This is a genomic window from Chryseobacterium arthrosphaerae (assembly GCF_001684965.1).
In the GTDB taxonomy this organism is placed as follows: domain Bacteria; phylum Bacteroidota; class Bacteroidia; order Flavobacteriales; family Weeksellaceae; genus Chryseobacterium; species Chryseobacterium arthrosphaerae.
In genome coordinates, this window is record NZ_MAYG01000001.1 from 1,134,471 (window position 1) to 1,155,826 (window position 21,356).

20 protein-coding genes are annotated in these 21,356 nt (G+C 36.3%); 18 read left to right on the plus strand and 2 right to left on the minus strand.

The window, feature by feature from the left end; translation table 11 throughout:
• Nucleotides 1-12: 12 nt before the first annotated feature.
• The 18 genes from hisA to BBI00_RS05145 all read left to right on the plus strand — a co-directional run bounded on the left by hisA (nucleotide 13) and on the right by BBI00_RS05145 (nucleotide 18,507).
• Nucleotides 13-735 carry a 1-(5-phosphoribosyl)-5-[(5-phosphoribosylamino)methylideneamino]imidazole-4-carboxamide isomerase gene (hisA, locus tag BBI00_RS05060; protein WP_065397747.1) on the plus strand — a complete coding sequence of 241 codons (723 nt, stop codon included), beginning with the start codon at nucleotides 13-15 and terminating at the stop codon, nucleotides 733-735.
• Nucleotides 728-1,480 carry an imidazole glycerol phosphate synthase subunit HisF gene (gene hisF / locus BBI00_RS05065; protein ID WP_065397748.1) on the plus strand — a complete coding sequence of 251 codons (753 nt, stop codon included), beginning with the start codon at nucleotides 728-730 and terminating at the stop codon, nucleotides 1,478-1,480. Before hisA ends, hisF begins: the two co-directional genes overlap by 8 nt.
• Nucleotides 1,477-2,064: a bifunctional phosphoribosyl-AMP cyclohydrolase/phosphoribosyl-ATP diphosphatase HisIE gene (gene hisIE / locus BBI00_RS05070; protein ID WP_065397749.1), complete on the plus strand. Its 588-nt coding sequence runs from the start codon at nucleotides 1,477-1,479 to the stop codon at nucleotides 2,062-2,064. Before hisF ends, hisIE begins: the two co-directional genes overlap by 4 nt.
• Before the next feature lie 446 nt (nucleotides 2,065-2,510).
• Nucleotides 2,511-5,957, plus strand: a complete 3,447-nt coding sequence (locus BBI00_RS05075; protein WP_065397750.1) for a hypothetical protein — start codon at nucleotides 2,511-2,513, stop codon at nucleotides 5,955-5,957.
• A gap of 8 nt (nucleotides 5,958-5,965) precedes the next feature.
• Nucleotides 5,966-9,619: a DUF6443 domain-containing protein gene (locus BBI00_RS05080; protein ID WP_065397751.1), complete on the plus strand. Its 3,654-nt coding sequence runs from the start codon at nucleotides 5,966-5,968 to the stop codon at nucleotides 9,617-9,619.
• Nucleotides 9,620-9,624: 5 nt separating this feature from the next.
• On the plus strand, nucleotides 9,625-9,873 hold the full coding sequence (locus BBI00_RS05085) for a hypothetical protein (protein WP_065397752.1): 249 nt from the start codon (nucleotides 9,625-9,627) through the stop codon (nucleotides 9,871-9,873).
• 51 nt (nucleotides 9,874-9,924) lie between these two features.
• A complete protein-coding gene (locus BBI00_RS05090; protein WP_065397753.1) occupies nucleotides 9,925-10,788 on the plus strand; it encodes an RHS repeat-associated core domain-containing protein in 864 nt (287 codons plus the stop codon).
• A gap of 2 nt (nucleotides 10,789-10,790) precedes the next feature.
• Entirely contained in the window at nucleotides 10,791-11,177 is a 387-nt protein-coding gene (locus tag BBI00_RS05095) for a hypothetical protein (protein ID WP_065397754.1), read from the plus strand.
• A gap of 172 nt (nucleotides 11,178-11,349) precedes the next feature.
• Complete coding sequence (locus BBI00_RS05100) at nucleotides 11,350-11,886, plus strand: hypothetical protein (RefSeq protein ID WP_123902223.1); 537 nt, start codon at nucleotides 11,350-11,352, stop codon at nucleotides 11,884-11,886.
• A gap of 378 nt (nucleotides 11,887-12,264) precedes the next feature.
• Complete coding sequence (locus BBI00_RS23500) at nucleotides 12,265-13,008, plus strand: JAB-like toxin 1 domain-containing protein (RefSeq protein WP_065397756.1); 744 nt, start codon at nucleotides 12,265-12,267, stop codon at nucleotides 13,006-13,008.
• A gap of 11 nt (nucleotides 13,009-13,019) precedes the next feature.
• Nucleotides 13,020-13,463 (plus strand): hypothetical protein, encoded by a 444-nt coding sequence (locus BBI00_RS05110; protein ID WP_065397757.1) that lies wholly within the window; start codon nucleotides 13,020-13,022, stop codon nucleotides 13,461-13,463.
• 180 nt (nucleotides 13,464-13,643) lie between these two features.
• The gene (locus BBI00_RS05115; RefSeq protein ID WP_065397758.1) at nucleotides 13,644-14,195 is read left to right on the plus strand and encodes a hypothetical protein; all 552 of its coding nucleotides are present in this window, start codon (nucleotides 13,644-13,646) and stop codon (nucleotides 14,193-14,195) included.
• 33 nt (nucleotides 14,196-14,228) lie between these two features.
• Nucleotides 14,229-14,597 carry a hypothetical protein gene (locus tag BBI00_RS05120; protein ID WP_065397759.1) on the plus strand — a complete coding sequence of 123 codons (369 nt, stop codon included), beginning with the start codon at nucleotides 14,229-14,231 and terminating at the stop codon, nucleotides 14,595-14,597.
• Between the two features lie 119 nt (nucleotides 14,598-14,716).
• Nucleotides 14,717-14,956: a hypothetical protein gene (locus BBI00_RS05125; RefSeq protein WP_065397760.1), complete on the plus strand. Its 240-nt coding sequence runs from the start codon at nucleotides 14,717-14,719 to the stop codon at nucleotides 14,954-14,956.
• Nucleotides 14,957-15,097: 141 nt separating this feature from the next.
• On the plus strand, nucleotides 15,098-15,316 hold the full coding sequence (locus BBI00_RS05130; protein ID WP_065397761.1) for a hypothetical protein: 219 nt from the start codon (nucleotides 15,098-15,100) through the stop codon (nucleotides 15,314-15,316).
• Nucleotides 15,317-15,639: 323 nt separating this feature from the next.
• The gene (locus tag BBI00_RS05135; protein ID WP_083988426.1) at nucleotides 15,640-15,891 is read left to right on the plus strand and encodes a hypothetical protein; all 252 of its coding nucleotides are present in this window, start codon (nucleotides 15,640-15,642) and stop codon (nucleotides 15,889-15,891) included.
• Nucleotides 15,892-15,980: 89 nt separating this feature from the next.
• Complete coding sequence (locus tag BBI00_RS05140; protein ID WP_228394717.1) at nucleotides 15,981-17,006, plus strand: RNA ligase family protein; 1,026 nt, start codon at nucleotides 15,981-15,983, stop codon at nucleotides 17,004-17,006.
• Nucleotides 17,007-17,142: 136 nt separating this feature from the next.
• Complete coding sequence (locus BBI00_RS05145) at nucleotides 17,143-18,507, plus strand: S41 family peptidase (RefSeq protein ID WP_083988427.1); 1,365 nt, start codon at nucleotides 17,143-17,145, stop codon at nucleotides 18,505-18,507.
• A 67-nt stretch (nucleotides 18,508-18,574) separates the two neighbouring features.
• Here the strand turns inward: BBI00_RS05145 and BBI00_RS05150 are convergent, their stop codons facing one another.
• Nucleotides 18,575-19,750 (minus strand): M28 family peptidase, encoded by a 1,176-nt coding sequence (locus BBI00_RS05150; RefSeq protein WP_065397765.1) that lies wholly within the window; start codon nucleotides 19,748-19,750, stop codon nucleotides 18,575-18,577.
• 385 nt (nucleotides 19,751-20,135) lie between these two features.
• Nucleotides 20,136-21,311: a M28 family peptidase gene (locus BBI00_RS05155; protein WP_065397766.1), complete on the minus strand. Its 1,176-nt coding sequence runs from the start codon at nucleotides 21,309-21,311 to the stop codon at nucleotides 20,136-20,138.
• Between the last annotated feature and the right edge of the window lie 45 nt (nucleotides 21,312-21,356).

A 21,356-nucleotide genomic window follows, 5' to 3' on the forward strand; every position in this document is an offset into this window, starting at 1 on the left:
TAAAATAAACAAATGAAAATTATTCCGGCAATTGATATTATCGACGGCAAATGTGTCCGCCTTTCAAAAGGAGATTACAGTACAAAGAAAATATACAATGAAGATCCTGTAGAAGTAGCGAAGGAATTTGAAAGCTTCGGAATCCGGTTTCTTCACGTGGTAGACCTCGATGGGGCGAAATCAAAGCATATTGTCAACCAAAAGGTTCTGGAGAATATCGCATCGTCAACGGACTTGCATATTGATTTCGGAGGCGGATTAAAAAGTGCTGATGATATAGAAACCGCCTTTAATTCGGGAGCCCGGCAGATCACATTGGGAAGCATCGCCGTTCAGAACCCTGAATTTTGTGTTGAAATGATTCAAAAATACGGCCCTGAAAAGATCATTCTGGGGGCAGACTTTGAAAACAGAAAGATCAGAACCTCGGGCTGGCTGGAAGGAAGTGATGAAGATGTGGTGGATTTCATTCTTCAGTATCAGAAAAAAGGAATTCAGTCGGCAATATGCACCGATATTTCAAAGGATGGAATGCTGGAAGGACCTTCCACCGGCCTTTATATTGAAATTTTATATAAAACGGCAGTACAGCTTACGGCAAGCGGTGGTATTTCGGGCATCAAAGACGTCTATAAAATGAAAGATATCGGATGTGCCGGGACCATCATAGGAAAAGCAATTTATGAAGGCAAAATAAGCCTGCAACAACTTCAGAATTTTATTGAAAATGCTTAAAAAAAGAATTATTCCGTGTCTGGATATAAAAGACGGATGCACGGTAAAAGGAATCAACTTTGAAGATCTCAAGAATGCAGGAGATCCTGTAGAACTGGCCAAAAGATATGAGCTGGAAGGGGCGGATGAACTGGTCTTTCTCGATATTACAGCAACCCTTGAAAACAGAAAAACATTTGCAGAACTGGTAAAAGATATTGCAAAAGAACTGAGCATTCCGTTCACGGTAGGAGGTGGTATTTCTTCGGTTGAAGATGTGAGAAGACTTCTGGAGGCTGGTGCAGACAAGATCAGTATCAATTCTTCTGCGGTAAAGGATCCGCAGCTGATCTCCGCATTGGCAAAAGAATTTGGAAGCCAGTGTATCGTGGTTGCTATTGATACCAAACGGGTTGAGCAGACAGATCTTGTACATGTCAAAGGAGGAAGACAGGCAACAGCTCTGAATACGGTAGAGTGGGCAAAAGAGGCTGCGGCTTTGGGAGCGGGTGAAATCCTGCTTACTTCTATGGATGGTGACGGAACCAAAAACGGATTTGATCTCAGGATTACAAAGCTGGTTTCTGAAGCTGTCAGTATTCCGGTAATTGCTTCAGGAGGTGCCGGAGCCGTGGATGATTTTATTAAAGTATTTGATGAAACTAAAGCTACGGGAGCATTGGCAGCCAGTGTATTCCATTTTAATGAAATAGGAATTCAGGATTTAAAACAACAGCTGAAAACGCAAAAAATTGAAGTACGATGAATATAGATTTTAATAAAGATAATGGTCTTGTGCCTGTCATTATTCAGGATGAAAGAACCTTACAGGTCCTGATGCTGGGTTACATGAATGAAGAAGCCTTTGAAAAAACAAAGCGGGAAGGGATAGTCACTTTTTTCAGCCGTTCCAAAAACAGGTTATGGACAAAAGGCGAGGAGTCCGGTAATTTTCTGACGGTAAAGAGCATCGCCGTCGACTGTGACCAGGATACAGTCCTGATCAAAGCTGTTCCGAAGAATGTAGTTTGCCACACCGGAAGCTTCAGCTGCTTTGGTGAGAAAGAGTCTAAAGGCTTTTTATATGAGCTTGAAGAGAAGATCGGCCAGAGAATCGACACGAAGGCAGAAGGTTCCTATACGTATTCACTTTACCAAAGGGGAATCAATAAAGTTGCCCAGAAAGTAGGGGAAGAAGCTGTAGAGCTGGTAATTGAAGCGAAGGATGATGATGAAAATCTTTTCAAAAACGAAGCTGCCGACCTGCTGTATCACTTTTTGATTTTACTGAAAGCAAAAGGATTTTCACTGGAAGAAATAGAAGAAGCTCTTCAAAACAGAAACCGCTAACCTTTGAATTTTTCAAAGGTTTTTTTATGGAAAAAAGCGGGTTCTGATCCAATTCGGCTTATTGCGCATGCAGACCTGCTTTGAATATTAAAATCCCTTTTGTGTAAATTTAAAGAAAATCAGGTTGGGATGTGAAATTATTGTTAATTTGTGTTAATATATTATGATAATGTTTTAAAAATATTAAATTTACGATCAGTAAAAACTATTAATAACAAAAAAACACAAAAAATGAAAATACCTTTATATGCATACTCTGTGCATAATTATGGCTGCTTAGCGGTCTCTAAACCTATTTACAACACATAAAAATTTAAACGGTTCACCGATTTCAAAGTTCTGAAATTCAAAACTAAAGTACTCAATCACTATGCCTTTTTAGTATGGTGCTGATAGATGTTTAAATAAAAACTAACGCATACAATACTCTTCAATAAACATAAATCATGAAAAAAAAATTTTTTACTGTTCTGGGGCTTTCAGCAGTGATTACTGTTGCCGGACAGGGCGGAGGGCCTTCAGGGCCACAAATAACGGGAAGTGATCCATCGGTTCTGCCCAATCTGCGTCCTCCTTCACCGGAAGCCTATAAGTTAGGAAGCTACGGAAATATTCCTGTGAGTTTATTTACAGGCAAAGCGAACGTAAATATCCCTTTAACGGAATTCAGAACTAAGAATTTAAGTCTTCCCGTAGCCATCAACTATTCCTCAAACGGAATCAAAATTGATGATATGAATGGCTCTGCAGGCCTCGGATGGAGCTTGATAACAGGGGGAGTCATTACCAGAACGATCAGGGACCTTGCTGATGAAGACAATGTAAATATCACATTTCCTACCGATATTGACGCTCTGGGTATTCGTCATCCGGTTGTCATGCAGTATTTTCAGGATGCTTCTAATGATCTGGTAGATTCAGAACAGGATATGTATATGGCAAGCTTTAATGGGCACAGCATACGCTTTCTCTTTGACAGGAGGGGAATGCCTGTAGTATATTCTCAACAGGATGTTAAGATAGAGGGCCGTAGCGGGGGAGACTCTTTCACTATTACGATGGATGATGGGGTTAAATATTACTTCACGGATAAAGAAATGACCAATAACCGTACCCTTGGAGACGGACATTCTCTTTTATCCAATAATACAACTGCCTGGTACCTTAGCAAAATAGAAGACCCGTCGAGCGGTGAAAATATTATGATTGAGAATCAGAATGCGGGGTATTCCACAACATTAAGCAATTCCCAGACTTTGAAATATACCGTTGGTCCGGCACAGCAGTCTGTCTGTGGGGGCTCTGCCTTTTCTCTCCCTCCGGTCATCAGCGGACTGGTCAGTCATTTGCAATCTGTCAACGGGAAACAGATCAGGAGGATCTACAGTAATAATCCCGGGTATGGGGAAATTATTTTTGATTATACTCCGTCTACCGGAAGTGAGGACTATGGAAAACTGAGCAGGATACAGAAGAAGATAAATTCAGTTGCAATCAATGATATCAGTTTCGATTATACCCTTACAGCCAACAAAAGATTATTCCTGAACAGTGTTAATGATATTGTATCAAAAGCTGTTCATAGCTTTACCTATAATGCTCCTGAAGAATTTCCTGTAAGGCTTTCATTTGCACGGGATACGGGAGGGTATTACAATGGGGTGATGACGAATACTCATCTGATTCCTCAGATGCCTACTTCGGCCATATCTTATTCCGGAGCTCAACAGCATGTGGTGCCTGCAAAATCACAAATCGGAATGCTGACAAAAGTGGTGTATCCTACCAAAGGAAACTCAGAATTTTTCTACGAAAACAATACGCTATCAACTTACAAGGTTGTTGTCCCTGCATATACCGCAGGACATTCGATAGGTGCGGAAAGTACAGATATTGATTTTGGGTCCAGCCTTCAGTCCAAATCAGTGACCTTTACCTCAATAAGAGATGAAGAAGTGATTCTTGGAGGAGGCGCTTCTTTTAATGCATGGAAATGTCCGCCTGAATTACACGTTACCGGGAAACACAGAGGAAGGGTTACCCTTAGAAAGGCTACCGGTGAGTTGATTCCTTTTTACACAAGAGCTTCAAACGGATGGGAGACGGTTACCGGAACCGTACATACATTGCCGGTGAACGGAAGCCCTTTTTATGCAAGGATTCCAAAAGATATACCACTGACCTTAACCATCACCACCAGTTTTGAATGTACCAGATCATCTGTCGCCATTACTTATACAGCTGGTGAAGCGGAATGGGGATATGTAGAAGACATTACGGCAGGATTAAGAATCAGTAAGATCACAGATAACTCAGAAAGCGGAGTGGCTGTCACCCGGAAATTCTTATATAAAGATCTCAATGAGCCGTTTGCAAGTGTTATAACGGCCAGCCAGCCTTCTTTTTCAGAATCATTGTTTAAAACCAGAACATGTCTTAACAATTCCTCACCAGGAACTATAGGAGGTGGTATTCCTACAGGGATAGAAAGATTTACTTATAATGTATTGACTTCCTCTAATATTCATGAGCTCAATGCACTGCATCCGAATACTTTTTATAAAACCGTACAGGAAATTGTAGAAGGTAAATCTAATACTGTCCATTATTATGCAATAGATACGGATTATTTTGGTAAAACTATCTATGGTAATAATATTAATTCTGCACCCCGCACAAATTTTGGATGGAAAAATGGAAAAGAGATTCTTACCAAATACCTTGACAGCAATAATAACCTTGTGAGATCTGTAGAGAACAGCTATGAAGAAGATCCGGCAAGAAAAATCCAGATTGACGGTTTTGCGATCCTAAAAAATTATGATAACCCTATTGGGATGAATGTCACTAAAACATGTAAAGCAGCAGACATTACAAAAACCCTGGAGACGACCTATTGTACAGCCAATCATTCGCATCATTACCGGGTCGCTGACTTTTATAAGAACTGCTATGCCATGGGTGCCCAGAATGTGACGCAGGTTTATAAGGACCTTTGCTATGGAAGGAATATCGGAGATGTTATTGCATTTGATGAGAGGATGGATAATCTTGATATCGTTCAGTATAAGAACATTTCTTATTTTGAACATCTGAAGTCGCAAAAAACCACAGAATACCTCAACGGAACTGCTATGAAAACCGAAACGCAGTATTTCTACAACAATCCACAGCATACTCAGCTTACAGCACAGAAAACCGTTTTTCCGGATTTATCTTCTACAGAAACCAGCTATCAGTATGCTTATGAGAAAAACAATCCGTTGCTGATCAGCAAAAATATAGTGGGTCTTCCATTAGAAAAGCAACAGCAGCAAACAGTGGATAATGTAACCAAGGTAATTTCCAGAACAGAAAGTATATATCCGGGAACATTGCCTCATACAACAACCGGGAATCTCATTCTCCCTTTATCTGAACATACGTTTGATAACCTGAGCAGTACTATTTCCTACAAAGATGTCAACTATGATAAATATGACCAGAATGGAAATATACTGCAATATACTACCAAAGACGGTACTCCTGTAAGTATTGTCTGGGGGTATCATAAAACAAAACCGATTGCCAAAATAGTGGGAGCATTGTATAGTCAGGTTGAAAACCTGATCGTCGATATTGTGGCCAAATCCGATCAGGATGCTGTGGACCCTGCGAAGGAAGCAGATCTTCTGCTGGCATTAGACGCCTTTAATCCCACCGGAATGAAGACCACTTACACCTATGACCCGTTGATAGGTATTACCACAGTCACCCCGCCTTCAGGAATAAGGGAAGTGTATATCTATGATAATGCGAACCGGCTACAGGAAATACAAGCAAGGGAAAGGGATAATGCAGGTAACTATGTTTTGAAGAAGGTTAAAGAATTTAAGTATAACTATAAACAGTAAAACACAGTATGAAAAATATAATGATATTAGGTTTACTGTTTACAGCTACAGTAGGCTATGCACAAAGCGTATCAGAAAACTACATACAATCCGGAACCTGCCTGAATGGGGATTGCAGTAAGAAAACCGAGATCATTACTTACTTTGATGGTTTGGGTCGGGCCAAGCAGATTGTCAATATAAAAGCAACATCCACGGGAAAGGACCTGGTAACCCCTGTTGTTTATGATGGAGCCGGAAGGCAAACCAAAGACATTCTCCCGGTGCCGGTTAGTTCGCTCAATGCTGCAATTCATACCGGAATTGTCAATGAAAATTCTGCCAATTCCTATTATGGCGTAGCCAACGCTTATGCAGAAAAAGAAATTGAAAATTCTCCGCTGGACAGGATTTTACAGCAGGCCCAGCCTGGTGATGACTGGAAGATGGGCGCAGGGCATACCGTAAAGTACAGATATCAAGTCAATGAGTCTTCAGAAGTAAAGAAATTTTTAACTACTACAACTACGAATACTGTAGGTACGGTTACCAATACAGAATCTTCTGTACCCTTTATAGCCGGAAACATCTTTTATGATGCCGGAACATTATACAAAAATACGGTGACAGATGAAGATGGCACTCCGGTAACCCAATTTCAAAATGGAAGGGGACAAGTTGTACTCATACGGCGTTCAGATGGAATACAAAATACAGATACCTACTATGTTTATAATGAGTATGGACAACAGGCGTTTGTTATTCCCCCAAAGGCCGTACAGCAGATCGAACAGAATAACAATATGGTTACCCAGAATATTTTGAATGAACTCTGCTATCAATACCGCTATGACGGCCAGGGAAGGCAGGTGGAAAAGAGGCTGCCGGGAAAAGATGACTGGGAATTTATTGTTTATGATGCTGCAGACCGCCCGGTGCTTACCCAGGATCCCAATCTGAAGAATCAGGGGTTGTGGATGCTGACAAAATATGATTCTTTTGGACGGATTGCCTACACCGGACTTTTAGCAGGAGGAAGCAGAGCCGGTATGCAGGCTCAGATCGGAAATCAGGTGGTCAGTGAAACACAGATCGCAACAGGGTTTAACAGAAACGGATTGATGGTGTATTATACCAATACCTTCTTTTCAAATTTTTCAACGGTTCTTACCATTCACTATTATGACTTTTACCCAAGAGATACCAAGGAATTTCCCCCTGCTAAAATCCTTAACCAGTATGTAGTAAATCACATAGGTGCCGACAATGGAGGAGTCTCAACACTAAGTATGCCGACAGCTGTCTACACCAAAAATATTGAGGATGATAACTGGACCAGAACATACTTCTATTATGATACCAAAGGTAGAATGGTGGGCAATCAGAGCTGGAATCATCTTGGAGGTTACACAAAAACGGAATCTGAACTTGATTTTACAGGAAATATTTTAAGAACCGCAACTGTTCACAAAAGAAAATCTGACGAAGTTGGAGTTACCGTCAAGGAAAGATTTATATATGATGACCAGAACAGGGTAAAGTATCATTATCATCAGGTGAATTCCCAGCCTGAAGAGCTTCTTGCAGAAAATACTTATAATGATTTGTCGCAACTTATCAATAAAAAAGTAGGCAACAATCTGCAAAGCATTGATTATACCTACAATATAAGGGGATGGATGACAGATATCAACAAAGATCAGATGGGGCTTACTGATTTAGGAGGAAAGCTGTTCTCCTATAAAATCAAATATAACCAAATGAGTGGCATTACAAATCCGGATCCTGTTCTATTCCCCGGAAAAGATGTAAAGCCCAGGTATAACGGGAATATTGCAGAAGTCGACTGGAGATCGGTAGAAACTCCTGGCGTATATCCTTCGCTCACTCCCAAAAGATATGGTTATGTATATGATTCTTTAAACAGGATTACGGCAGGATTCTATCAGAATCCTCTGAATCCGTTTTCGAAAGAAAATACAGAGTCTCTGGCCTATGATGCGAATGGGAACATCACCCACCTGTACAGAACTTCAGTGGTGGAAAACGGAAGTACTATAGCAACTAAAATTGATGATTTAACGTATACTTACAATGGAAACCGTACTTTTAAAATCAAGGATGCCAGCTCAAATTCTACAGGCTATGAAGGAACTTCCGGATATCCTTTCAGTTATGATGCCAATGGGAATATGATATCCATACCTGATAAGCAAATCACAGAAGTTAAATACAATCACTTGAATCTTCCTGAAGAACTGGTTTTTGATTTTGGAAATTTGGGAACTTATAGCAATAGTTTATATAGAGCCGATGGCATAAAATTGAAAAAAACCAATACAAGTACTGTTTCAGGATTTAATACCATTACTGTCACAACAGAAAATATAGATTACCTGGACGGATTTCAATATTATAAAAAGGATATCAACACTTCAGGAGGTGGTGGAATCGAAGTGCCGGAACTCATGACAGTAAGGGCATTTGAGCCACAGGCGTTTTCACCTGTAGGTATAAATAGCCCGATTGGAACAGTCTCAGTAATGACTCCTGATTTACAGTTTTTTCCTACTTCAGAAGGATTTTATGATTACCCAAATGATCTTTATATTTACCAATATAAAGATCATTTGGGCAATGTGCGGGTAAGTTTTGAAAAGAATCTTGCAGGAGGTATCGATATTGTAGATAACAACGATTATTACCCTTTTGGAATGAATCATTTGAAAACCGGGAATGCTTATTTTGGACAGAATAGTTTCAAAAAGTATAAGTACAATGGCAAGGAGCTGCAAGAAACAGGGATGTATGATTATGGAGCGAGGATGTATATGCCGGATTTAGGAAGATGGGGAGTGATAGACCCTGCAGCTGAATTAGGAAGAAGATTTTCTCCATATAATTATGCTTTTGACAATCCTGTAATGTTTATTGATCCGGATGGAATGTGGCCGTGGCCAACATGGAAACAAGTTAAGAGTTTTGCTGGTGGATTTGCAAGAGGTGCAGGAAATGCAATAAAAGGTATTGCTTCAACAGGTGTAAAATACAATCCTGTTACGATGAGCTATGCTGGGATATATGATACATATCAAGCAGGAAAAAGAGTTTATGGCTCTTATCAGAAAGGAGGAGCGAAAGCTGCTACAAGAGAGGCTGGAAATATTTTATATGAAAGTACTGGAGTAAAAGCAGTCGTACATACTGCAAAAGGTATTGCAAAAGGAGATCCTGAAGCAATTGGATCTGCAGCAGTTATTGTGGCAAGTGGTAAAGCTCTTTCTAAAACAGGTGGTATGAAAACAGTGGCTGCTGAAACAGGAACCACAACTTTATATAGAGGAGTAAATAGTACAAGTCCCGCATATAGTCAAGCTGTTGAAGGTGTAGCAATTCCAAGAGGTGGAAAAGCAACACCTTTAGAACATAATACTCTTACAACAGAAAGCCCTTATACATCTTGGTCCTCAAATCCAGCTGTAGCTGAAAATTTTGCTTTAAGAACAAGTGGAGAGGGGGTTGTTTTAACAGCTGACATTCCTAATAATCAATTAGTTCAAAGCCCAAACTTAAAGTCAGTTAATCTAGTTCAATCTCCAGGAACAATTGTAAGTGAATCTGAAACATTAGTTGAAGGTGTTATAAAAGGTGCGAATGTAAAAAAAGTTAAATTAGAAAGATAAAAAATATGAACTTTCCCATTTTAAAAGAATATGAGTTTGCTATTGTAATGGCGAACAGAGAGACAGGTATTATTTTGGATCTAAATTTTAATATTTATCAAAATGATGCAAAAAATCAAGAAATATACTATATCTGTGAAAGTATCCAAAAAGCTAGAGAATTTGTTAATACAGTCTCTTTAACTCATAAGACAGTAGAATTTATAATTTATAACTCAAAACAGGAAGTAGTAGAGTTTATAGAATCGAAATAACTCTGTTGCACTATTGCATCGTGTGGTAGATAATAAGTAACCTCGTATTTTATGAGGTTACTTATAATTATAAGTACCCCGGTAGCTACCGCACGATTCTATGGTGTGGTAGATAATCTCCTATTTTATGAGATTGGTTATAGTTATAAGTACAATGGCAAGGAGCTGCAAGAAACAGGGATGTATGATTATGGGGCGAGGATGTATATGCCGGATATCGGCAGATGGGGTGTGATTGATAATAAAGCTGAAAAATATTTTCCTTTCTCTGGTTATAATTATGCCATCAATAATCCGATTAAATATTTGGATCCAGATGGAAATGATGTTATAATTTGGTATCTGGCTTCAGATGGAAAAATGCATACATATGATTATAAATATGGTGCAGGTTATATTGGAAAAAATAAGTACTTGATTGCCTTTCATAGAGCAGCAAAGGCATTAATCGAATCTGGGGCAGAAGGTAACCTTAAGGCTTTAGATTCAAGAATGGAAAAAGTATATGTAACAGATAATGGTTATAATGATAAGGATGGACCTAATTTCGACAATAAAGATAAAATTAGATGGAAACCTACTAAAGGTTTAAGAACTACAAATGGCAAAGAACTAACAGCAACAGCTATTTTAGACCACGAATTTGATCATGCAAATAATTACTTTAAGGATCCAGAAAAACATATAATGAATGTCTTAAAACCTACTGGAGATAATTATGATAATGCAGAAGAAATGCGAGTTATACAAGTAAGTGAACAAACCACGGCTAAAAAACTAGGGTTAATAAAAGGAAAAGAAGTTACAAGGAAAGATCATAGAGGAGAATTATATGATACAGCAGGGGTAAATACAACAAAACCAAAACCAACTGAAATCCAAGAGGTGATAATAACCGTTAAAAAGAAAAAATAGTAATGAAAGTTATATTTAAATTATTTCTCACAATTTTTTTGTTTTTAGTTCTTAGCTGTCAAAAGCAAGAGGGACAAATATATTATATTGATATGGGAATTAGTCCGGTAAGGTCAATAAATTGCGATAGTTTAAGATTACATCCCAATAAAAAACAACTTACTTTGTCTAACGATGAAAATAATAAATTAATAAATATTTTTTCTAAGTTAATACCAGTAAAAAATAATCTAGATGTAGATGTAAGATTATATGGATTTGTTTATGACGGCTCTAAAAAGTTAGATTTTTGTTCCGGTATTGGAGTTATAGAATTAAATGGAAAAAAATATCTTGTAAATGATAGTTTGAGAGAATACATGATAAAACTAACATTGGGAAAAAAATAAACTCTATAATCATAAAAAATATAGTCGCCAAATTGGTGGCTATTTATCAATACAAGTACAACGGTAAAGAGCTTCAGGAGACAGGTATGTATGATTATGGGGCGAGGATGGATATACCGGATATTGGGAGATAGGGAGTTGTGGATCATAATATATGATAAAAACGGAGCATATGAAAAATAAATTAGTAATACTTTTTATTCTGATATTTCAGTTAAGTTGGTCGCAAATTCCTTGCGTATCAAATAATTATAAAATTAATAATTTTATTGATGCTTTTATTTATGTAAACAACGATGAAAATTTTACACCGATTTTATCATCAATTTATATATCGAGCCTATATTATGATAATGAAGGATATATGATATCAATTACTAGGGAAAATAATAGTAATATTATGATTAATCCTAAAGCTAAAAATTTAAGCTTTTTTAAGTATAAGAAATTTAATCTAATATTAAAGGGCGGTACTGCTAAAGATCTTGAATTTTTAAATAAAGTTATAATCAATAAATCTATTACAAACAATTCAAACTTAAAATTCACTATACCTAATAATAACATTTCTAGTGATCCTTATCAGTGGTTTCTTCTTTTTGATAAGAAAATGAATTTAATAAATTATTCTTTACCTGAACAAGAGAATAAGATATTAGAAATTTTTGAAAAATTTAGTATCTCTTTAAATAAAGTTGAGAAAAAATAGTGATTAATGGGCAAAATAAAACTGTAATGAAAATATATAGCTTGTGTCTCACAAATAAATAAAGATCATTGCACTTGAAATGGTCTTTATTTTCAATATAAGAAATCATTATTTGTAAGTGTAAAATCATTTAGGAAATGTGAAGATCAGTTTCGGAAGAAACAGTACAGGCGCTCTTGAAATCACAGATCCTAATGATTATTATCCATTGGGATGAATCATTTGAAAACCGGAAATGCTTATTTTGGACAGAATAGTTTCAAAAAGTATAAGTACAATGGCAAGGAGCTGCAAGAAACAGGGATGTATGATTATGGAGCGAGGATGTATATGCCGGATTTATGAAGATGGGGTGTGATAGATCCGTTGGCGGAGAAAATGACAAGACATAGTCCTTATAATTATGCGTTTAATAATCCTTTGAGATTTATTGATCCGGATGGAAGAGAGCCTAAAGATGATTATAAACTTCGTAAAAATGGTCGATTAGAATTAATGAGAAGGACTCAAGATAGTTTTGATAGATACTATAATGAAGATGGTAGCAAATCCATTAAAGTGAACAAAGAGTTTACACAAAATTTTAAACAAACTACAGAATGGAGATCATATGGACAGGGAGATGTTCCTATAGAAACAAAGGTAACACTAGAGAATCCTAATATTTCTTCTAAACAAATTAAAAATTATTATTATTTCCTTGCCTCAAATACTAATAAGGAATGGAGTTTTGATAAACTTTCTAAGGATGGAATATTTGGAAATACAACAGTATATTTAATTACATCTCAGCATCGTATAGGTGATGTTACTAATTATGGAATACCAAAGAGTTATGTTGACAAAGGATATAAATGGTTAGAAACTGGTCATAATCATCCATTTGGGGTTCTTATGAAAGAATCAGGGTACTTTGGGGTTAATTGGCCGTCAGGATTTAATCCTAATGGAAGTATTAAATCTGGTGAGGGCGGAGATAGAATGTCTTTTGAATCTAATAAAACAATAATGCCAGAAAAGGCTTGGATATTTTTGCCTACACAGAATAATCCTAATATAATTCACTATAATGATCAAAGATATTGGTTCCCAAACCAGAGAAAAGAAAATGTTCACGAATAAATAATTTTAAAATGAATAAATATTGGATATTAATTATATTAAATATTCTCATCTCTTGTAAAGAAAAAGTGACTTTCAAAGAGATAATACTTAATGAAAATATTTTAAAAGAAATCAAATTAGATCAAAAAGTTTCGGATACTCCAAATGTTTATATAGTTAGTTTATTTACTGATAATCAAGAAAATATTTGTGAGATAGTGAAACATCAAGAATCTCCAACGTCTACAAATTTTGTTGGTTTTCAGGTTTTGGAAAAAGATACAATATTTCTATATACAGACAAAAAATATAAGTATCAGAATTGCTATTCTCTATCTGGTAAGACAATAAACTTGAATAAAAAACAATTTGCAATAGAGAACAGGAATGAAATTGGTTATTACAAAATGGATACTATAACCTGTTCTATTAGAAAGTTTACTCCAAATAAAGAAAAAACAATTATTCAATGATATAGTTTTATCATGAATTAAAATCACATATAGAAGATTCAACTGGTGATGTTGATGAGGATCACATAAAATATGGTACTGATGCATTCAAGCTTATAGCTCCCCGTACGACTGGATCTCCTTCAGATGTAATTACAAATCAACTTTTAAAAGTTAGAGAAGAAAATAAAAATAAAAAAAATGAGAAAAAGAAATAATTTCATAATATTCTTATATTTATTACTCATAATTAGTTTTACTAATAGAACGAAAGGTCAAATTTTGGAATTTTATAAGCCAATTATAATAAGTTACAGGTCAGGATTGTTAAATAAGGAAAAGATAGACTGTGGAATTTTTGATTATTTTAAACAAGATACTGCGAAGATGAAATACGAATATTTAAAATATGATTCAGACGAAGAAAGTGTATTTAAATATGACAATGATAATAAGGCATTTCAAAAAATAATCTGTTTAAAATCAGAAGATTTGAGACCACGGGAAAAAATAAAATTAGGGATCTTCCATGAATTTAATTTAACCCAACAAGATCCTAAAAGCTTCATTGCTTCTTCTCCATACGGGAAATATCCATCACATGTTCAAATAATTAAATCCATTGAGGTTCTTCAAAAAACAAAAAAAAAATTAATATTAAGAATTAATTATCAAGATGAATTTGAGTGGAAATATTTTGGAATACTTGTTTTGACAGACTATAAGTATGAGAATTTAGAAGATGATGAATAAAATTTAGGATTTAAACAATAAGGCCACTGGATAGTGGCTTTATTAAATTACAACTGCAACGGCAAGGAATTAGAAGAGACAGGGATATGTTTCAAAAAAGTACAAGTGCAATGGCGAGGAACTCCAGAAGATAGAGATATAGATTATGGAGCGAGGATTTATAACGCAGCAGAAGTAGAATCAAATATTTCTACAATCCTAAATATTGATGAAATAAGGGAGGATTTTGCTATTTTTTCATTTGAAGGAAATGGTGAAGCACCGGATATGACTATATACACAAATTTAGAACCACAAGGCACCCATATAAATGCGAAAGTCGATATAATCCCAACGAAGGTATTATCTGGAGAAATCACGTTAGAAGAAGCATATTCCAGATATGCCGGTAAAAGATTATAGGAATAGCATCGAAGCCTGGGCTAAAAATAAAGGATTAAATCAATTAGTTATTATGGGCAAAGAGCGACAGGTAAGATAACAGGAAGAGTTCAAAATTCAAAAAAATTCGAAATTAAATAATGAAACATTTAGAAACTATAGAAGAAATCAAAAAAGGTAAAAATCTAACTTTAGAAAGTATAGTTACAATTTTTAATAAAAAAAGAATACCGAAGAATGCATCATTTCATTTAATTAAGATTAATTTTAATTATGAAGATGGCGATATAATAAAATATTTAGACCTTATTTATGGGGATGAGTTAACAAATCCCTTTAACAAAGATTTTATTGATAAATTAAACTCTCCTGATCCTTAAGCTTAATATATCTCCCAACTGGTCACAGTCCCAAGCTGATATTTTACAAGAACTATTTAATAATAGTGTAACAAATATTAGTTGAAGGTTTTATAAAAAGGTGCGAATGTAAAAAAAAGTTAAATTAGAAAGATAAAAAATATGAACTTTCCCATTTTAAAAGAATATGAGTTTGCTATTGTTATGGCGAACAGAGAGACAGGTATTATTTTGGATCTAAATTTTAATATTTATCAAAATGATGCAAAAAATCAAGAAATATACTATATCTGTGAAAGTATCCAAAAAGCTAGAGAGTTTTTTAATACAGTCTCTTTAACTCATAAGACAGTAGAATTTATAACTCAAAACAGGAAGTAGTAGAGTTTATAGAATCGAAATAACTTTCCTAAATTCCTAGGCTCTCCCCGCTCCCGCACGATTCTATCGTGTGGTGCCTAACATAACCCCCTTGCAAAATGCAGAAGTTTTGTATTAACAATATTTTTTCAATAAATATTTTTGAAAAAAATAAAATGGATAACTGATTAAGCAGTATTCTTCCCTCGCTTCCGTAAGCTTCTAGCTTGTGTCTCACAAATAAATCTTTTAGAGGAATGTTGTACCTTCATCTCCAAAGAACAGTCCCATATTCTACACTATAAATAATAAACTAACCAAACGAAAAAAACTATACAATAATCATGACAGAATTAGATTTAAAGAACATTCTTGATATATGTAATAAAGCGACAAAATCGCCATGGGTTTCCTGCATCGAAGGCAGGGATTTTGAATCAGGATCAGATTTTATCATGACGGGCAGCCATGACGATAGGGATTATGATATTGAATTTATAAAAATAAAACCTGAAGATCAGGATTTTATTGCAATGGCAAGAAATGTAATTCCTTTGCTGGTTGATGAAATTATAAAATTAAGATCTGAAGAATAAACCAGTTATTACCTGATGCCGGTATCTTATAATCTAAATTCAAATGTATATTTTTGCCGGAAATTATAACCATTATAAAACCAATGAATATGAATGAATTTTCAGGATATGAAAAGATGCCTGATTCCCTGAAGAAGATAGGCCTTAATGAGAGGGATATGTTGAAAATGGAAAAATTAAAATGGGTAGTTACGGAGAAGATCCACGGTGCCAACTTTAGTTTTTCTTATGAAAATAATCAGCTGAAATATGCCAAAAGGAGAGAGTATCTTAACTGGACAGATGATTTCTTTGGTTTCCAGATCGTTGTTGGCAGATTGGAGAGTAAGATGGTCCGCTTATTTGAGGAACTGAGAATAATGAATCCCGGGTCCCGATATATTGTTTATGGAGAATTATTTGGAGGAAAATACCCTCATCCCGATGTGAAAGCGGTAGAACATTTACAGGCCATACAAACAGGGGTTTACTATACTCCGGATATTCATTTTTATGCCTTTGACATTGCCATCGTAGATGAACATGGAGTAAAGAATTATTTAGATTATGAATCGGCGGTATCCTATTTTGTACAGTTTGAAATTCCTCATGCAGAACCCCTGCTGATAGGTAAATTCAATGACGCCTTAAACTTTAATACCCGCATCAATTCACCTGTTCCCATGCAAATAGGGCTTCCGGAACTGGAGCAGAACCTTATTGAAGGAGTGGTCATAAAACCATATGATCTGAAGGACAAAGCATTATTGTCTGACCGGCCGGTTATCAAGCTGAAAAATCCGGAGTTTGATGAAGAAGATAAATTTCACAAAGCTGAAAAATGGTCATTTATCCCCGACATTTCTTCTAAAACCGAAAATTTATCTTTCATTACAGATGAATTAAGAACATATGTGACAAAGAACCGGCTGGAAAGTGTACTTTCTAAAGTTGGTGCCCTTGACCTGAATAATCTTGCCCGGATTGCTGATATAAAAGAAGAGTTTTTACAGGATGTTTTCACAGATTTCAATGAAAATAACGGAAATTTTCTCAATGAGCTATCCCAGGAAGATAGAGAATGGATCAGCGAAAGAATAGTTTCTGAGATTCAGAAAGTCATTGTAAATGAATAAAATAAATGACAAAAACGGAACTGGAATTTCCGGTTCTGTTTTATTGTTACAGTATCTTCGCAATGGTTTCAGAGAAGCTTTACTTTGTAACAAAACAAACCATGACATTACTAATCATCTCAAAGACTAACTTCCCATGAAACTAAAGCTAGCGCTATTACTGGCATTATCTGCCAGCTCAATCTTTGCTCAGAAAACTTGTAATGAATTGTATAATCAGAAATTTACAAAACAGCAGTTGGAGCAGGATGTAGATTTTATAAGAGAGAAAATTGTTAATGTCCATATCAATCCGTTCACTGAAATTTCAAAATCAGAATTCGAAAAAAAATATTCGGAGATCCGGAAATCATTACAGGACGGAATGACTCAAAAGGATTTCTATTATCTGGCGAAACCCTTAATTGTTACCCTGAATGATGAACACAGCGGAATGTCCGATTATTGCGTGACCGACAGTATCAGAAACAGTATGAAAGTTTTGCCTTTAAAATTCAGATATGAAGAAGGGAAAATGATCCTGACCGAAAATTTCTCTGATACAAGTTTAAATATCGGCGATGAATTAATTTCATTAAACGGGATGCCAATCAATGAAGTATTGGAAACCTGCGCCAGGGTGATTCCCGGAGCAAAGGAAGAGCGTATTCCGATCGCGGTTGATAAGTTCTGGATCATGATCAACAAATACTGCTATTTTATTACAGACGATTATAAGCTGAAGTTCAAAGGAAGGCAGGAAGCTCTTGTGAAAAGTATTTCTTTGGAACAGCTGAAAGCCAATGCTTCAAAGTCTCAGCCTCAGAGAAAAGAAGAATTGAAACCCGTTGATTATAAAAAAATTAAAAACGTTGCTTATTTAACAGTGAATACGTTTGATGATAAGCGTACTTTTTCTGTGGAAGAATGGAAACTGAAGTTCGACAGTATTTTTACCCGCATCAAAAAAGACCAGGTACAGGCTCTTGTGATTGATGTTCACAACAATTCCGGGGGAAATTCAGCAATAGGAAACCTTCTGATCAGCTATTTTTCAGATAAAAACTACAACAGCTATCAGGGGAAATGGAAAAAAAGTAAGGAATATTCTGATTTTCTAAAATCGAATAATAAGACGGTACCTGAATATGAAAGTGTAAAAGACGGGGATTTTTATCCTATCAGATCAAGAGTGGTCAAAGCCGGAGAGAACCCGGTAAGATTCAACGGAAAAACTTATGTGGTGATTGGTAAAAATACATTTTCAAGTGCCATGATGTTTGGAGCTATGGTGCTGGATAATAAACTGGCAGAAGTGGTGGGTGAAATCCCGGAAAAAGGACATCCTAATCATTTTGGTGAACTCATAAGTTTCCGGACGCCCAATACAAAACTGGATTTTCTTTTTGGAGTAAAAGAATGGATAAGACCTGCAGGAAACATTTTGCCCAACAAACTTATTCCTGTTAAAAAAATTGATCTGAAAAATAAATCGGAAGAACAAATCGTAGAAGAGCTTTAAAAGCTTATACCTGATAAAGAAGAACAGAGCAAAAATGTACGTTTTTGCTCTGTTTTTTTATTTGAAATTATCTTTCGATCATTATATTCTTAACCAGGGTCTGATCACCTGCTTTTAACGTCCCGATATACACGCCGTTTTGAAGACCGGAAACATCAATCTTTCTTTCATTGTTCACTTTCAGCAGTGTTCTTCCTACTGAATTGCTGATTTCAAAACTGAAGTTGGTTTCTTTAGAATCCGGAAGTTCAATATTGAGAGTCGTATTGGCAGGGTTAGGGTAGAACTTTGTGCCTTCCAGTGTGTGATTTGAAGCCGTTTTATTGGTTCCTGAAACAGTGGATGCTGTTGCAAAATGCTGCAGTGCGCCTACCGTTGCTTTTCCGATATTATAGACATATACAGGGTCTACATTGGCAAAAGTATCTTTGGAAGAGTGAGGATAGGTACTTCTTATTCTTTCAAAAAAACCGGTAATCACTTCACCTTTTTGTTCAAAAGGAATATAATCCGTATCGGCAGCAGGATCTACGGCAGTCTGAAGAGGAGAGTAGAGTGCTGTGCAATTTCTGAGTTGCTGGGTAACAGCGGCAGAGGCTGCATTGTTGGAAGAAAGGCCTCCCTGGTCTTCATCACAATATACCGTATTGTTGTTATTTCCTTTTACACCGCCTACCTGGTCGAGGTTAAAGACCAGTTTGATATCCAGTTTACGAACACCTCCCTGGTATACAACATTATTCACGTAATGGCTGCTTCCTCTGAGCCCCTGTTCCTCTCCGGAAAAGTGAATGAATTTGATTGAATATTCAGTAGGAACGTTTTGTAATATTCTTGCTGCTTCCAGGATAATAGAGGTTCCGCTGCCGTTGTCATTCACCCCCGGGCCATAGATGGTGTCAAAATGCCCGCAGATAATCACATACTTATTGGGATATAATGTTCCGGTTTTGGTGATGATCAGATTTTTAGAACTTGTTGATCCGAAAGTGAAGGGGCTTTCCTCCATCTGACTGGCTGTATACCCGTAGGAAATATATTTGTTTTTGATCCAGTTTAAAGTATTGGTGTTGGCCTGGGAACCTGTAGTTTTCACCCCCAGATTCGCAAACTCCTGAAGATTGGTTGTGATGTTGGTCTGAGTCACCATATCGGCCCTGTTCTTATAAGTCTGAATAAAAGTTTGAGCACCAATTCCCTGTACGATCAGAGAAGTACACAATAATGTGGTAAGTTTTTTCATATTATTTATTTTAGTTTGGTGACACGAATGTAGTGAATAAATCACAATAAAGTGTTTAATGATTTAAAAATATTTTAAAAATTAAATCAGTTTAGTGTGAGTGCTGTATTTCCTGCTAACTCTTCTCTTTAAAAAGAAAAACCTTTGAAAAAATCCAAAGGTTATATGGTAAATGCCATAAAAGCAGAATCTTTTTGTAGAAATCTCTAACCACAAAAGATCCAAAGGTTACAGGTATTTGAGTTTTTTAACCCCAATTAATTTTTATAAAAATCTTTGATGAACTTTTCTCAGGCATTATTTCACACTTACTTAAGGGGGCTAAAGTGTTTAAAATAACTTTTGTGACTTTTGCGGTGAAACTGATTCATTCATAAATCAATGGTTATTTTTCAATCAGTATTTTCCTTACCACCGTCTTATCACCTGCTTTTAAAATACCGAGATAAGCACCGTTTTCTAATCCAGAGACGTTGATTTTGGTTTCATTATTCGTTTTCAGGATTGACCGCCCCGGAAAGTCTGTGATTTCAAAACTGAAATTTCTTATACCCGGATCCGGAAGCTCAATATTGATGGTGTTTTTTACCGGATTGGGATAGATCTTCACATCTTCCAGAGAATTCTTTACAACCGTTTCCCGGGTTCCCAGTGTACCGGTGGCAACAGCAAAGTGCTGGATTGCTCCTACCGTTGCTTTTCCGATATTATAAATATAGACGGGATCTGTATTGGCAAATGTGTCTTGTGTAGAATGCGGATAAGAACTTCTTATTTTTTCAAAAAAGCCGGTAATCGTATAACCTTTGGCTTCAAAAGGAATATAATCGGAATTTTCCGCAGGATCCACATCAGTCAGAAGAGGAGAATAAAGCGTTGTGCAGTTTCTGAGTTCCTGGGTGGCTGTGGCAGAAGCTGCATTGTTTGAAGAAACACCTCCCAGGTCCTGATCACAAAAGACCGTATTATTGTTATTTCCCATGACACCTCCTACCTGATCAAGATTAATGACCAGTTTGATGTCCAGAAGACGGCTGGTACCCTGATAAGCCACTGAGTTGACATAATGCTTGCTTCCGATAAGTCCCTGTTCTTCCCCTGAGAAATGAATAAATTTTACGGAATATTCGGTTGGAACATCCTTCAGGATCCTTGCTGCTTCAAGGATAACAGAAGTTCCGCTTCCATTATCGTTTACTCCCTGGCCGTAGATGCTGTCAAAATGCCCGCAGATAACCACAAAAGTATTGGGATATAATGTGCCGGTTTTGGTAACGATCAGATTTTTTGATGTCCCGTTTCCATAAGGAAAAGAATCCTCGGCCATCTGGCTGGCTGAATATCCGTAAGAAGTATACTGATCCTTAAGCCATGTCAGCGCATTCGCATTCGCCTGTGAGCCTGTAGTTTTCACACCTAAATTGGCAAATGCCTGAAGATTGGCCGTAATATTGGTCTGGGTTACCATATTGGCCCTGTCCTGGTAAGCCTGAATAAAACTTTGAGCTTCTATACTGTGTAAAGCTAAAGAAGCCACTAATAAAGTAGTGATTTTTTTCATTCGTATTTTAGATTGGTATATAATAGATATTCACAAAATAATGCT